Here is a 15,167-nt window from a genome sequence, read left to right on the forward strand (position 1 = left end):
GTGGGGAGAGGGTTACTCTGCACTTCGTAACGAAATTTCACCGCCCACCCAGGGCTTAATCACGCCATCCTGTTCAAGCAGCAACGCGCCCTGCGCGTCAATGCCGCGTGATGTGCCGTAAATCTCTTTATCCCCAATCAGCAGCTTCACCGGTCGGTTAATAAAGTTATCCAGCTTTTCCCAGCGGGACAGGAATGGCGCTAACCCCTCTTGTTCAAAGAGCGTCAGCGAACTACGCAACTCATTGATCATGCGGACGGCAAGCGTATTGCGATCGATGGTGATCCCCGCTTCCTGTAGGTTGGTCCAGGCCTGGTTCACGACATCGTTCTGCACGTTTCGCATCACCATGTTCAGCCCCGCCCCAATGACGATCTGTGCGGCATCGCCTGTTTTTCCCGTCAGTTCGACCAGGATCCCCGCCAGCTTTCGATCGTTGAGATACAGATCGTTGGGCCATTTTACCCGCACCTGATCGGTACCCAAATCATGCAGCACCTCTGCCATCACAATGCCGATGACCAGGCTCAGCCCGATGGCCGCAGCTGGCCCCTGTTCAAGCCGCCAGTACATGGAAAGGTAGAGGTTGGCGCCAAATGGCGAAAACCACTTACGCCCCCGGCGGCCACGTCCTGCCTGTTGGTACTCGGCAACGCAGGCATCACCGGATTTCAGCTCGCTCAGGCGATCCAGCAGATACTGGTTCGTCGAATCAATGACCGGCAATACCGCGACGTTACCGTGTCCAATCTGGCTGCGGATGATCTCTTCATTCAGTAACTGGATTGGTTCCGGCAGGCTGTAGCCTTTTCCCGGCACCGTAAACACATCCACGCCCCAGTCGCGGAGCGTTTGAATATGTTTATTGATGGCAGCGCGGCTCATGCCCAGCTGTTCGCCCAGCTGCTCGCCAGAATGAAACTCGCCATCAGCAAGAATACCGATGAGAGTTAACGGAATAGTATTGTCCTTCACGCAATGGTCTCCACGGCATTCACTTCGCCCGTTCGGCCAATAAAGCGAACTTCAGGCTCCAGCCAGACGTTAAATTTTTCGCCCACGCGCTGGCGAACATGATGCGCCAGGTTGACGACATCCTCACTTGTCGCGTTGGACTGGTTGATCAGCACCAGTGCCTGCTGACGATGAACAGCAGCGCCACCGAGCGTAGTACCTTTTAATTCACATTGATCGATAAGCCAGCCTGCGGCCAGCTTCACGCTGCCATCCGCCTGAGGATAATGCGGGGCCGTTGGCCAGCCAGCGAGAAACGCTTTCGCATTTTCGCTGCCGATCACCGGATTTTTGAAGAAACTGCCCGCATTTCCATTAACTTTCGGATCGGGCAGTTTGGTCATTCGCATGTGGCAAACGGAATCAAAAACCTCACGCGGTGTGACGGTAGCCGGATCGAGACGGGCCAGATCGCCGTAAGTCAGAACGGGTTTCCATGCTTTCGGCAGACGCAGGCCAACGGCCACAATGACAAAACGATCCTGATAGTCGTGCTTGAAAATGCTGTCGCGATAGCCAAAACGGCACTGCTCTGCGGTTAAGCGTTGAGCATTTCCCGTAGCCAGTTCGATGCAGTCGACATATTCGCAGACGTGTTTCAGTTCGATGCCGTAGGCACCGATGTTTTGAATAGGAGATGATCCTGCACAGCCCGGGATCAGGGCCAGGTTTTCCAGTCCGGGCATCCCTTTTTCAAGGGTATATTGCACCAGATGGTGCCAGTTTTCGCCAGCACCCACGTGTAAATGCCAGCTGTCAGCGCTCTCATTACGCTCAATCCCCATGATGCGATTAACGATTACCGTCCCCGCAAAATCATCGAGAAACAGGACATTACTTCCTTCGCCCAGAATAAGTACGGGTTCACCGTTTTCTGTTGCGTTTTGCCAGGCATTCAGCAACTGCTGAGCACTGTCGGCACGTACAATTTGATTAGCATTCCGTTGAATACCAAAGGTATTCCAGGGCTTAAGGGAGTGATTCATAGACGCTATCCTGATGCAAAAACCGGGATAGTTTACCGTATATACGAAGGGATGGGTGATTAGTTTATGGAAAGGAAGCAGGTGCAGAAACGCAAAAAGGCCATCCTTTCGGATGGCCTCTTCACTTGTTTGATGCCTGGCAGTTCCCTACTCTCACATGGGGAGACCCCACACTACCATCGGCGCTACGGCGTTTCACTTCTGAGTTCGGCATGGGGTCAGGTGGGACCACCGCGCTAAAGCCGCCAGGCAAATTCTGTTAATCTGTATCAGGCTGAAAATCGTGTCTGTCTCTCTTCGCCAAAACAGCTTCGGCGTTGTAAGGTTAAGCCTCACGGTTCATTAGTATCGGTTAGCTCAACGCATCGCTGCGCTTACACACCCGACCTATCAACGTCGTCGTCTTCAACGTTCCTTCAGGAGACTTAAAGTCTCAGGGAGAACTCATCTCGGGGCAAGTTTCGTGCTTAGATGCTTTCAGCACTTATCTCTTCCGCATTTAGCTACCGGGCAGTGCCATTGGCATGACAACCCGAACACCAGTGATGCGTCCACTCCGGTCCTCTCGTACTAGGAGCAGCCCCCCTCAATTCTCCAGCGCCCACGGCAGATAGGGACCGAACTGTCTCACGACGTTCTAAACCCAGCTCGCGTACCACTTTAAATGGCGAACAGCCATACCCTTGGGACCTACTTCAGCCCCAGGATGTGATGAGCCGACATCGAGGTGCCAAACACCGCCGTCGATATGAACTCTTGGGCGGTATCAGCCTGTTATCCCCGGAGTACCTTTTATCCGTTGAGCGATGGCCCTTCCATTCAGAACCACCGGATCACTATGACCTGCTTTCGCACCTGCTCGCGCCGTCACGCTCGCAGTCAAGCTGGCTTATGCCATTGCACTAACCTCCTGATGTCCGACCAGGATTAGCCAACCTTCGTGCTCCTCCGTTACTCTTTGGGAGGAGACCGCCCCAGTCAAACTACCCACCAGACACTGTCCGCAACCCGGATTACGGGTCTACGTTAGAACACCAGCCATTAAAGGGTGGTATTTCAAGGTTGGCTCCACGCAGACTGGCGTCCACGCTTCAAAGCCTCCCACCTATCCTACACATCAAGGACCAGTGTTCAGTGTCAAGCTATAGTAAAGGTTCACGGGGTCTTTCCGTCTTGCCGCGGGTACACTGCATCTTCACAGCGAGTTCAATTTCACTGAGTCTCGGGTGGAGACAGCCTGGCCATCATTACGCCATTCGTGCAGGTCGGAACTTACCCGACAAGGAATTTCGCTACCTTAGGACCGTTATAGTTACGGCCGCCGTTTACCGGGGCTTCGATCAAGAGCTTCGCGTTGCCGCTAACCCCATCAATTAACCTTCCGGCACCGGGCAGGCGTCACACCGTATACGTCCACTTTCGTGTTTGCACAGTGCTGTGTTTTTAATAAACAGTTGCAGCCAGCTGGTATCTTCGACTGATTTCAGCTCCGTCCGCAGGGACTTCACCTACATATCAGCGTGCCTTCTCCCGAAGTTACGGCACCATTTTGCCTAGTTCCTTCACCCGAGTTCTCTCAAGCGCCTTGGTATTCTCTACCTGACCACCTGTGTCGGTTTGGGGTACGATTTCGTGTTACCTGATGCTTAGAGGCTTTTCCTGGAAGCAGGGCATTTATCACTTCAGCACCGTAGTGCCTCGTCATCACACCTCAGCGTTAACAAGGTACCGGATTTACCTGGAACCTCCGCCTACATGCTTAAACCGGGACAACCGTCGCCCGGCTGACATAGCCTTCTCCGTCCCCCCTTCGCAGTAACACCAAGTACAGGAATATTAACCTGTTTCCCATCGACTACGCCTTTCGGCCTCGCCTTAGGGGTCGACTCACCCTGCCCCGATTAACGTTGGACAGGAACCCTTGGTCTTCCGGCGAGCGGGCTTTTCACCCGCTTTATCGTTACTTATGTCAGCATTCGCACTTCTGATACCTCCAGCACCCCTCACAGGACACCTTCAACGGCTTACAGAACGCTCCCCTACCCAACAACACATAGTGTCGCTGCCGCAGCTTCGGTGCATGGTTTAGCCCCGTTACATCTTCCGCGCAGGCCGACTCGACCAGTGAGCTATTACGCTTTCTTTAAATGATGGCTGCTTCTAAGCCAACATCCTGGCTGTCTGTGCCTTCCCACATCGTTTCCCACTTAACCATGACTTTGGGACCTTAGCTGGCGGTCTGGGTTGTTTCCCTCTTCACGACGGACGTTAGCACCCGCCGTGTGTCTCCCGTGATAACATTCTTCGGTATTCGTAGTTTGCATCGGGTTGGTAAGCCGGGATGGCCCCCTAGCCGAAACAGTGCTCTACCCCCGAAGATGAGTTCACGAGGCGCTACCTAAATAGCTTTCGGGGAGAACCAGCTATCTCCCGGTTTGATTGGCCTTTCACCCCCAGCCACAGGTCATCCGCTAATTTTTCAACATTAGTCGGTTCGGTCCTCCAGTTAGTGTTACCCAACCTTCAACCTGCCCATGGCTAGATCACCGGGTTTCGGGTCTATACCCTGCAACTTAACGCCCAGTTAAGACTCGGTTTCCCTTCGGCTCCCCTATACGGTTAACCTTGCTACAGAATATAAGTCGCTGACCCATTATACAAAAGGTACGCAGTCACCCCATAAAGAGGCTCCCACTGCTTGTACGTACACGGTTTCAGGTTCTTTTTCACTCCCCTCGCCGGGGTTCTTTTCGCCTTTCCCTCACGGTACTGGTTCACTATCGGTCAGTCAGGAGTATTTAGCCTTGGAGGATGGTCCCCCCATATTCAGACAGGATACCACGTGTCCCGCCCTACTCTTCGAGTTCACAGCAAGTGTGCTTTCGTGTACGGGACTATCACCCTGTACCGTCGGACTTTCCAGACCGTTCCACTAACACACAAGCTGATTCAGACTCCGGGCTGCTCCCCGTTCGCTCGCCGCTACTGGGGGAATCTCGGTTGATTTCTTTTCCTCGGGGTACTTAGATGTTTCAGTTCCCCCGGTTCGCCTCGTTAACCTATGTATTCAGTTAACGATAGTGCAACGGATTGCACTGGGTTTCCCCATTCGGACATCGCCGGGTCAAAGGTTCATATCACCTCGCCGGCGCTTTTCGCAGATTAGCACGTCCTTCATCGCCTCTGACTGCCAGGGCATCCACCGTGTACGCTTAGTCGCTTAACCTCACAACCCGAAGATGTTTCACTTCATGATTGCGAAAATTTGAGAGACTCGAACACACATGAGCTGTGTGTCGTTTCAATTTTCAGCTTGATCCAGATTTTTAAAGAGCAAAACTTCGCAGTGCACCTTTTCAGGTTCACTCTGAAGTTTTCTTGTGTTCGCAGTAAAGGATGGTGGAGCTATGCGGGATCGAACCGCAGACCTCCTGCGTGCAAGGCAGGCGCTCTCCCAGCTGAGCTATAGCCCCATCGTTTGTAATCTCTGTACCGCTCATCCTTTAAAAGGAGTTTGGTAGGCCTGAGTGGACTTGAACCACCGACCTCACCCTTATCAGGGGTGCGCTCTAACCACCTGAGCTACAAGCCTGCAGAGATTTTTTACTGCTGTTTTTCATCAGACAATCTGTGTGGACACTACAAAGGCAGGTTCTTTAAGGTAAGGAGGTGATCCAACCGCAGGTTCCCCTACGGTTACCTTGTTACGACTTCACCCCAGTCATGAATCACAAAGTGGTAAGCGCCCTCCCGAAGGTTAAGCTACCTACTTCTTTTGCAACCCACTCCCATGGTGTGACGGGCGGTGTGTACAAGGCCCGGGAACGTATTCACCGTGGCATTCTGATCCACGATTACTAGCGATTCCGACTTCATGGAGTCGAGTTGCAGACTCCAATCCGGACTACGACGCACTTTATGAGGTCCGCTTGCTCTCGCGAGGTCGCTTCTCTTTGTATGCGCCATTGTAGCACGTGTGTAGCCCTACTCGTAAGGGCCATGATGACTTGACGTCATCCCCACCTTCCTCCAGTTTATCACTGGCAGTCTCCTTTGAGTTCCCGGCCGGACCGCTGGCAACAAAGGATAAGGGTTGCGCTCGTTGCGGGACTTAACCCAACATTTCACAACACGAGCTGACGACAGCCATGCAGCACCTGTCTCAGAGTTCCCGAAGGCACCAATCCATCTCTGGAAAGTTCTCTGGATGTCAAGAGTAGGTAAGGTTCTTCGCGTTGCATCGAATTAAACCACATGCTCCACCGCTTGTGCGGGCCCCCGTCAATTCATTTGAGTTTTAACCTTGCGGCCGTACTCCCCAGGCGGTCGACTTAACGCGTTAGCTCCGGAAGCCACGCCTCAAGGGCACAACCTCCAAGTCGACATCGTTTACGGCGTGGACTACCAGGGTATCTAATCCTGTTTGCTCCCCACGCTTTCGCACCTGAGCGTCAGTCTTTGTCCAGGGGGCCGCCTTCGCCACCGGTATTCCTCCAGATCTCTACGCATTTCACCGCTACACCTGGAATTCTACCCCCCTCTACAAGACTCTAGCCTGCCAGTTTCGAATGCAGTTCCCAGGTTGAGCCCGGGGATTTCACATCCGACTTGACAGACCGCCTGCGTGCGCTTTACGCCCAGTAATTCCGATTAACGCTTGCACCCTCCGTATTACCGCGGCTGCTGGCACGGAGTTAGCCGGTGCTTCTTCTGCGGGTAACGTCAATCGACAGGGTTATTAACCCTGTCGCCTTCCTCCCCGCTGAAAGTACTTTACAACCCGAAGGCCTTCTTCATACACGCGGCATGGCTGCATCAGGCTTGCGCCCATTGTGCAATATTCCCCACTGCTGCCTCCCGTAGGAGTCTGGACCGTGTCTCAGTTCCAGTGTGGCTGGTCATCCTCTCAGACCAGCTAGGGATCGTCGCCTAGGTGAGCCGTTACCCCACCTACTAGCTAATCCCATCTGGGCACATCCGATGGCAAGAGGCCCGAAGGTCCCCCTCTTTGGTCTTGCGACGTTATGCGGTATTAGCTACCGTTTCCAGTAGTTATCCCCCTCCATCAGGCAGTTTCCCAGACATTACTCACCCGTCCGCCACTCGTCAGCAAAGCAGCAAGCTGCTTCCTGTTACCGTTCGACTTGCATGTGTTAGGCCTGCCGCCAGCGTTCAATCTGAGCCATGATCAAACTCTTCAATTTAAAAGTTTGATGCTCAATGAATTAAACTTCGTAATGAATTACGTGTTCACTCGTTGAGACTTGGTATTCATTTAGTGTCCGAGGACATTAAGAATCCATGTCACTTTGAGTGCCCACACAGATTGTCTGATAAATTGTTAAAGAGCAGTGCCGCTACGTTTTCGCTGCGGCGCGGGGTGTGCATATTACGCTTTCCCGCTTCAGAGTCAAGCGTTTATTTTGCTTTTCTCTGCTGACCCGGCGGCTTGCGTGCCGTTGTTCCGTGTCAGTGGAGGCGCATTATAGGAAGTTCTTCTGAAGTGACAAGCACTAAATACAAAAAACTTTTCGTTCGCTCACTTTTCAAACTCAACGCTTATTTAACCCGCGAATCGTCCGTTAAACGTGCAATTTCACGGGCAAAACTGGCCACTTGATCCCAGTCGGTATAAACCACTTCTTTACGCGTATCCGTTTCCCCGCCCGTCATCTTCATGATCAGGCGGATCATAAAGCGGTCATACCAGCGGTAACGCGGGTAACGCAGCGCGCCCGCAAAGACAGAACAGATATCGGGCTGCCATGGCGAGCTCAGCAAAAACTTGCGCGTATAGCTGTTAGTCTGCGGTGTACGCTTCTCTGCTTTACGGGCAACCAGGTTGACCGAGTAAAACGCGCCGGGCAGCTTAGCGAGCTCCGCCGTATGCTTTTTCACAAAGCGATCCAGCGCCGGATGGAAATGACCGTAACGAATTGAAGCGCCAATGACCACACGGTCGTAATCCTGCCAGGCAATCTGTTCAGTGCGATTCAGGTTCACCACATCAGAATAAATGCCCAGCTCTTTGAGTTCAGAAGCCAGATATGAAGCAATCTCACGCGTTTGCCCATCACGCGTTGAGAATAGAATTAACGTTTTCACCAATGTCTCCTTACTCACGCCAGAATGTTGGGGTAAACAGCACCAGCAGCGTAAAGACCTCAAGACGACCAAACAGCATATTGGCGATTAAGATCCACTTTGCCACCGGGTTCATACTGGCGAAATTATCTGCCACGACACCCAGCCCCGGCCCCAGGTTGTTTAACGTTGCCACCACAGAGGCGAAGGCAGAGAAATCATCCACGCCCGTGGCGATAATCGCCAGCATACTGACAATAAAGACCAGCGCATAAGCGGAGAAGAATCCCCACACCGCTTCGAGGATACGCTCCGGCAGTGCACGATTGCCCAGCTTGATGCTGTAAACCGCATTCGGGTGGACGAGACGTTTAAGTTCACGGTTCCCCTGCTTGAACAGCAGCAGAATACGGATCACCTTCAGGCCGCCGCCCGTCGACCCGGCACAGCCGCCGATAAACGCAGAGCACAACAGCAGCACCGGCAGGAACAGCGGCCAACGCGCAATACTGTCCGTGGTGAAACCGGCGGTTGTCGCCATCGATACCACCTGGAAGAAGGCCTGGTTCAGGGTCGTGACCGCCGAGTTATAGACATCGTGGAACCACAGTACCAGGGTACAGATGATCACCAGGGTCAACTGGACGCCAATAAACATCCGGAATTCCGGGTCGCGCCAGTACACCTTCAGGCTCCGGCCGCTAAGCAACGAGAAGTGTAGACCGTAGTTACAGCCTGAGATCAGCAAAAAGATGGCAATGATGGTATTGATCGTCGGGCTGTCGAAGTACCCAACGCTGGCATCGTGGGTGGAGAACCCGCCGATAGCGATAGTGGCAAAGCTGTGCCCGATGGCATCAAACGCAGGCATCCCGGCAAACCACAGCGCCAGCGCGCAGGCCACCGTCAGCAGGACATAAATAAGCCAAAGGGTTTTCGCCGTCTCCGCAATACGCGGGCGCATCTTGTTATCTTTCAACGGGCCAGGCATTTCAGCCCGGTAAAGCTGCATCCCCCCGACGCCCAGAATCGGCAGGATAGCCACCGCCAGCACGATGATCCCCATACCGCCGAACCACTGGAGCATCTGCCGGTAAAAGAGAATTGCATGCGGGAGTGAATCCAGCCCCACAAGCGTGGTGGCCCCGGTGGTCGTTAATCCGGAGAACGATTCAAAAAACGCATCCGTGACGGTGAGATTCGGTTGTTCAGAGAAGATAAACGGCAGCGCACCCACGCTTCCCAGTACCGTCCAGAACAGGACCACGATCAGAAAACCCTCCCGGGATTTCAGTTCACCTTTCTCACGGCGGTTTGGCCACCACAGCAGGGAGCCAATCGTCAGCGCGACAAAAAAGGTTTGCGTAAATGCACGCCCCGCGCCGTCCCGGTAGATGAGCGCCACCAGTCCGGGAATGATCATTGTCCCGGAGAAAAGTATGACCAGCAATCCAACGATTCGGGTAATGGCACGAAAATGCATCTCTGCCGCTTCCTTAGGTATTCAAAATTGTGAGGTGGGGATTATTCTTCAATCGGCAGTAATTGCAATGAACCGCGACTAAAATCAGCGAGTTTTGCTGAAAAAGCAGCCAGTTCCGCCTGAGGAAGCGCCACGCGTAATTGCACCATTGCCTGATAATCACTGTGTGCGATGACGCCGTTAAACTGTTTAAGCAGTGCTTCGATACCCGATAGCTGGGCGTAATCGCATAACAAAGTATATTCCGTAAGTGGCGTTTTGCGGGTTGTTATCAGCAGATTAAGCGCCTGCTGGACACCCCCTCCGTAGGCCTTAACCAGCCCTCCGGTGCCTAACAAAATGCCCCCGTAGTAGCGGACCACGACGGCGGTGATTTCACCCACGCCGCTGCCCATCAACTGGGATAGCATCGGTTTTCCGGCCGTACCCGCCGGTTCACCGTCGTCAGAAAACCCGAGCTGCTGTGAGTCGTCTGGCGGCCCTGCGACCCACGCCACACAGTGATGGCGGGCATCGGGGTGCTGCGCGCGGACGGACTCGACGAACGCCTTCGCCGCCTCCACGCCGTCAGTATGCGCCAACAGCGTGATAAAGCGGCTTTTCTTGATTTCCTCAACAAAGGTGACCGGCTCGGCCGGTATCAGCCAGCTTTCCATCAGGCCAGCTTCAGATCTCGCGTCATGTTCTCAATGCTGTTCTCGTGAATAACCACGTTATCTTCGATACGAATGCCGCCAAACGGCTTCAGCGCTTCAATTTTCTCCCAGTTGAAGTGCTTGCTGAACTGCCCTTCGCGCCACGGCGCCAGCAGGGATTCAATAAAGTAGATACCCGGCTCGATGGTCAATACCATACGCGGCGCCAGAACGCGGGTGCAGCGCAGATAAGGATATTTAGACGGTGCCGCCAGGTGCGTACCGGTATCATTCTGCATAAAGCCCGCGACGTCATGAACCTGTAAACCCAGCGGGTGGCCGATACCGTGCGGCATAAATGGCCCGGTCAAATCGTTCTCAACCATCGCCTCTTCGCTCATGTCTTTGACAATCTGATGCTTACGCAGCAGTTTAGCGATGCGCTGATGGAACTGGATGTGATAATCCACATAGCTGGTTCCGGCCTTCATGGTGCCAATCAGCGCCAGCTGTTCGTCGTTCACGTCTTTGATCAATTGCGCAAAATCAGTATCCGCATTCGCCGCCCAGGTACGGGTCAGGTCTGCCGCATAGCCATTGTACTCAGCCCCCGCGTCCAACAGGAAGCTGCGCATCTCAGCCGGAACCTGATGATCCAGTTTGGTGTAGTGCAGAACCGAGGCATGTTCATTCAGCGCCACGATGTTGCTGTACGGCACGTCGGTATCGCGGTGGCCGGTCGCCGTCAGGTAGGCCTGATTGATATCGAACTCGCTCATACCGGACTGGAACGCTTCGTGCGCCGCACGGTGGCCATTCACCGCCGTTTTTTGCGCTTCACGCATGCAGTAAAGTTCGTAGTCGGTCTTGTAGGCGCGATAGTAGTGCAGATAATCCAGCACGCCTTTCGGGTTGAGTTTATCTGCCGGAATATCCAGACCCAGCGCACGCTCAGGAACCGGACCAATGTAGCCGATGTTCCCACGCGCCGCTGGCAACTGGCTGCCAATGCCGTCTGCTTTTGGCAGCGCAATCACGTCAATTTCTTCGGTCCAGAATGAGGTCGGCAGCGGCTCCACGTTGTGCCAGTAATCGACCGGCAGGTAGAACCACAGTTTCGGCTTGTTCACGCCATCCACCAGCAGCCAGCAATTTGGAACCTGCGTGACAGGCACCCAGGCTTTAAACTGCGGGTTAACCTTGAAGGGATAAGCGTGGTCATCAAGAAAAGTATTCATCAGCTCGCCGGAGTGGATCAGCAGGGCATCCAGCTTGAAGCGGGCCAGTACATCGCGGGTACGTTCCTGTAGGGTAACGATATGATTTTTATAAAGCGAAGCCAGTGAGTCCATCATTCTTCCTTTCGTTTTTTTGACCTCAAGTCATCGCATCTTAGCACACCTCACTCCGGCTGCGTGATTTCCACCGACCGTGATCAGCGCAGCAATTTCTTAATGACTAATTTGCATTTTATTAACATAAATTCCACACTCCGTTTCATCTGGTATGACCAGATCCAATTGCTGGATTCAGGAGACCGACATGCTCTACAAAGGCGACACCCTGTACGTAGACTGGCTGGAAGATGGCATTGCCGAACTGGTGTTCGATGCCCCCGGCTCAGTGAACAAGCTTGATACCGCGACGGTGGCCAGTCTTGGCCAGGCGCTGGATGTACTTGAAAAGCAATCAGATTTGAAAGGGCTGCTGCTGCGCTCCAACAAAGCGGCCTTTATCGTTGGCGCGGATATCACCGAATTCCTGTCGCTGTTCCTGGTGCCCGAAGAACAGCTGAGCCAATGGCTGCACTTTGCGAACAGCGTCTTTAATCGTCTGGAAGATCTGCCTGTCCCGACCCTTTCTGCCGTTAACGGTTACGCGCTGGGCGGCGGCTGCGAATGCGTGTTAGCCACTGATTACCGTCTGGCGACCCCAGACCTGCGCATCGGCCTGCCGGAAACCAAACTGGGCATTATGCCGGGCTTTGGTGGCTCGGTGCGTATGCCGCGCATGTTGGGTGCCGACAGCGCGCTGGAAATCATTGCCGCAGGTAAAGATGTCGGCGCGGAACAGGCGCAGAAAATCGGTCTGGTGGACGGCGTGGTTAAGCCTGAAAAACTGATTGAAGGCGCTGTCGCCATTCTGCGTCAGGCGATTAACGGCGATCTCGACTGGAAAGCCAAACGTCAGCCAAAGCTGGAGCCGTTGAAGCTCAGCAAAATTGAAGCCACCATGAGCTTCACCATCGCCAAGGGCATGGTGATGCAGACGGCGGGTAAACACTACCCGGCGCCGATCACGGCGGTGAAAACCATTGAAGCGGCAGCCCGTCTGGGCCGTGATGAAGCCCTGAAGCTGGAAAACCAGAGCTTTGTCCCGCTGGCGCACACCAACGAAGCCCGCGCGCTGGTTGGTATCTTCCTTAACGATCAGTTCGTGAAGGGCAAAGCCAAACAACTCACCAAAAACGTTGAAACGCCAAAACACGCGGCGGTACTCGGAGCGGGCATTATGGGTGGCGGCATCGCCTACCAGTCTGCCTGGAAAGGCGTGCCGGTAGTGATGAAAGACATCAACGAGAAATCCCTGACGCTGGGCATGACCGAAGCGGCCAAGCTGCTGAATAAACAGCTTGAGCGCGGCAAAATTGACGGTCTGAAGCTTGCAGGCGTGATCTCCACCATCCAGCCAGTACTGGAATACAGCGGTTTCGACCGTGTGGACGTGGTGGTTGAAGCGGTCGTCGAGAACCCGAAAGTGAAAAAAGCGGTGCTGGCCGAAACCGAAGACAAGGTGCGTCCTGAGACCGTACTGGCCTCCAACACCTCCACTATTCCTATCAGCGAGCTGGCAAGCGTGCTGAAGCGTCCGGAAAACTTCTGCGGGATGCACTTCTTTAACCCGGTGCACCGCATGCCGCTGGTCGAAGTGATCCGAGGGGAAAAAACCTCCGACGAAACCATCGCCAAAGTGGTGGCGTGGGCGAGCAAGATGGGCAAAACGCCAATCGTCGTTAACGACTGCCCGGGCTTCTTCGTTAACCGCGTGCTGTTCCCGTACTTCGCCGGTTTCAGCCAGCTGCTGCGCGACGGCGCAGACTTCCGCAAAATCGACAAAGTGATGGAAAAACAGTTCGGCTGGCCGATGGGCCCGGCGTACCTGCTGGACGTTGTCGGCATCGACACTGCCCATCACGCGCAGGCGGTGATGGCGGCGGGCTTCCCGCAGCGCATGCAGAAAGATTATCGCGACGCCATTGACGCCCTGTTCGACGCCAACCGCTTTGGGCAGAAAAACGGTCTGGGCTTCTGGCGCTATAAAGAAGACAGCAAAGGCAAACCGAAGAAAGAAGAAGATCCGGCGGTGGATGGCCTGCTGGCCGACGTCAGTCAGCCAAAACGCGACTTCACTGACGATGAGATCATCGCCCGGATGATGATCCCGATGATCAACGAAGTAGTGCGTTGCCTCGAAGAAGGCATTATCGCCAGCCCGGCAGAAGCGGATATGGCGCTGGTGTACGGCCTCGGCTTCCCTCCGTTCCACGGCGGCGCGTTCCGTTGGCTGGATACGCTCGGCAGCGCTCGCTATCTCGATATGGCTCAGCAATATCAGCACCTCGGTCCGCTTTATGAGGTGCCGGAAGGTCTGCGTAACAAAGCGCGCCATAACGAACCCTACTATCCAGCAGTTGAGCCAGCCCGTCCGGTTGGCACGCTGAAAACGGCTTAAGGAGTCACAATGGAAAAGGTTGTCATTGTTGATGCAATTCGCACCCCGATGGGCCGTTCAAAAGGCGGTGCATTCCGTAACGTGCGTGCGGAAGATCTCTCGGCGCACCTGATGCGTAGCCTGCTGGCGCGTAACCCGGCGCTGGACCCTGCTGCGCTGGACGATATTTACTGGGGCTGCGTCCAGCAGACGCTGGAGCAGGGTTTCAACATCGCCCGTAACGCGTCTCTGCTGGCGGAGATCCCGCATTCGGTTCCGGCGGTCACCGTCAACCGTCTTTGCGGTTCGTCGATGCAGGCGCTGCACGACGCGGCACGGATGATCATGACCGGCGATGCGCAGGCCTGTCTGGTGGGCGGCGTGGAGCACATGGGCCACGTGCCGATGAGCCACGGGGTCGATTTCCATCCGGGCATGAGCCGTAACGTGGCGAAAGCCGCCGGTATGATGGGCCTGACCGCCGAGATGCTCTCCCGTCTGCACGGCATCAGCCGTGAAATGCAGGATGCCTTTGCCGCGCGCTCGCATGCCCGCGCCTGGGCCGCCACGCAGTCTGGTGCCTTTAAGAATGAGATCATCCCAACCGGCGGTCACGACGCAGACGGCGTACTGAAGCAGTTCAGCTACGACGAAGTTATCCGTCCTGAAACCACTGTTGAAGCGCTTTCTACCCTGCGTCCGGCGTTTGATCCGGTCACCGGCACGGTAACGGCGGGCACCTCGTCTGCCCTGTCCGACGGTGCCGCCGCCATGTTAGTGATGAGCGAAAGCCGCGCCCGCGAATTAGGCCTGACGCCACGCGCCCGCGTGCGTTCGATGGCAGTAGTGGGCTGCGATCCTTCCATCATGGGTTACGGTCCGGTCCCGGCGTCAAGACTGGCGCTGAAAAAAGCGGGGCTGAGCGCAAATGATATCGACCTCTTTGAGATGAATGAAGCGTTCGCCGCGCAGATCCTGCCGTGCATTAAAGATCTGGGGCTGATGGATCAGATCGACGAGAAGATTAACCTCAATGGCGGCGCGATCGCCCTCGGTCACCCGCTGGGCTGCTCCGGGGCGCGTATCAGCACCACGCTGATCAACCTGATGGAACGCAAAGATGCCCAGTTCGGACTGGCGACGATGTGTATCGGGTTGGGTCAGGGGATCGCGACGGTGTTTGAGAGAGTGTAAATGTAAATAAGGAAAAGTATCTTAAAGCCAATGACGTCAGAACAAGGCGGCAAGCGAGCG

8 protein-coding genes, 2 tRNA genes and 3 rRNA genes are annotated in these 15,167 nt (G+C 54.8%); 2 read left to right on the top strand and 11 right to left on the bottom strand.

Annotation, left to right across the window (positions count from 1 at the left end; genetic code table 11):
* Nucleotides 1–12: 12 nt before the first annotated feature.
* The 11 genes from birA to pepQ all read right to left on the bottom strand — a co-directional run bounded on the left by birA (nt 13) and on the right by pepQ (nt 11,554).
* The gene (gene birA, locus ACQG1K_RS21465; RefSeq protein WP_367076334.1) at nt 13–975 is read right to left on the bottom strand and encodes a bifunctional biotin--[acetyl-CoA-carboxylase] ligase/biotin operon repressor BirA; all 963 of its coding nucleotides are present in this window, start codon (nt 973–975) and stop codon (nt 13–15) included.
* Nucleotides 972–2,000: a UDP-N-acetylmuramate dehydrogenase gene (gene murB / locus ACQG1K_RS21470; protein WP_063152554.1), complete on the bottom strand. Its 1,029-nt coding sequence runs from the start codon at nt 1,998–2,000 to the stop codon at nt 972–974. The genes birA and murB overlap by 4 nt, the downstream gene beginning before the upstream one ends.
* Before the next feature lie 134 nt (nt 2,001–2,134).
* Nucleotides 2,135–2,250: ribosomal RNA gene (gene rrf / locus ACQG1K_RS21475) — 5S ribosomal RNA — on the bottom strand.
* 71 nt (nt 2,251–2,321) lie between these two features.
* Nucleotides 2,322–5,226 (bottom strand): 23S ribosomal RNA (locus tag ACQG1K_RS21480).
* A 171-nt stretch (nt 5,227–5,397) separates the two neighbouring features.
* Nucleotides 5,398–5,473: transfer RNA gene (locus ACQG1K_RS21485), tRNA-Ala, on the bottom strand.
* Between the two features lie 42 nt (nt 5,474–5,515).
* Nucleotides 5,516–5,592 (bottom strand) — tRNA-Ile (locus ACQG1K_RS21490).
* Between the two features lie 70 nt (nt 5,593–5,662).
* Nucleotides 5,663–7,204: ribosomal RNA gene (locus ACQG1K_RS21495) — 16S ribosomal RNA — on the bottom strand.
* Together the 16S, 23S and 5S rRNA genes with 2 tRNA genes alongside form the textbook arrangement of a ribosomal RNA operon.
* Before the next feature lie 355 nt (nt 7,205–7,559).
* Nucleotides 7,560–8,105 (bottom strand): menaquinone-dependent protoporphyrinogen IX dehydrogenase, encoded by a 546-nt coding sequence (hemG, locus tag ACQG1K_RS21500; RefSeq protein WP_022649736.1) that lies wholly within the window; start codon nt 8,103–8,105, stop codon nt 7,560–7,562.
* A 10-nt stretch (nt 8,106–8,115) separates the two neighbouring features.
* On the bottom strand, nt 8,116–9,567 hold the full coding sequence (gene trkH / locus ACQG1K_RS21505; protein WP_022649737.1) for a Trk system potassium transporter TrkH: 1,452 nt from the start codon (nt 9,565–9,567) through the stop codon (nt 8,116–8,118).
* 41 nt (nt 9,568–9,608) lie between these two features.
* A complete protein-coding gene (locus ACQG1K_RS21510; RefSeq protein WP_015572737.1) occupies nt 9,609–10,223 on the bottom strand; it encodes an IMPACT family protein in 615 nt (204 codons plus the stop codon).
* The gene (gene pepQ / locus ACQG1K_RS21515) at nt 10,223–11,554 is read right to left on the bottom strand and encodes a Xaa-Pro dipeptidase (protein WP_426721016.1); all 1,332 of its coding nucleotides are present in this window, start codon (nt 11,552–11,554) and stop codon (nt 10,223–10,225) included. Before pepQ ends, ACQG1K_RS21510 begins: the two co-directional genes overlap by 1 nt.
* 190 nt (nt 11,555–11,744) lie before the next feature.
* Here pepQ and fadB point away from each other — a divergent pair, with 190 nt between their 5' ends.
* Together fadB and fadA are read left to right on the top strand one after the other, a co-directional pair.
* A complete protein-coding gene (gene fadB, locus ACQG1K_RS21520) occupies nt 11,745–13,934 on the top strand; it encodes a fatty acid oxidation complex subunit alpha FadB (RefSeq protein WP_023307160.1) in 2,190 nt (729 codons plus the stop codon).
* Nucleotides 13,935–13,943: 9 nt separating this feature from the next.
* Nucleotides 13,944–15,107 carry an acetyl-CoA C-acyltransferase FadA gene (gene fadA / locus ACQG1K_RS21525; protein WP_155025107.1) on the top strand — a complete coding sequence of 388 codons (1,164 nt, stop codon included), beginning with the start codon at nt 13,944–13,946 and terminating at the stop codon, nt 15,105–15,107.
* Nucleotides 15,108–15,167: the final 60 nt, after the last annotated feature.

The organism is Enterobacter cloacae complex sp. 402C9 (genome assembly GCF_050030745.1).
GTDB classification, from domain to species: domain Bacteria; phylum Pseudomonadota; class Gammaproteobacteria; order Enterobacterales; family Enterobacteriaceae; genus Enterobacter; species Enterobacter intestinihominis.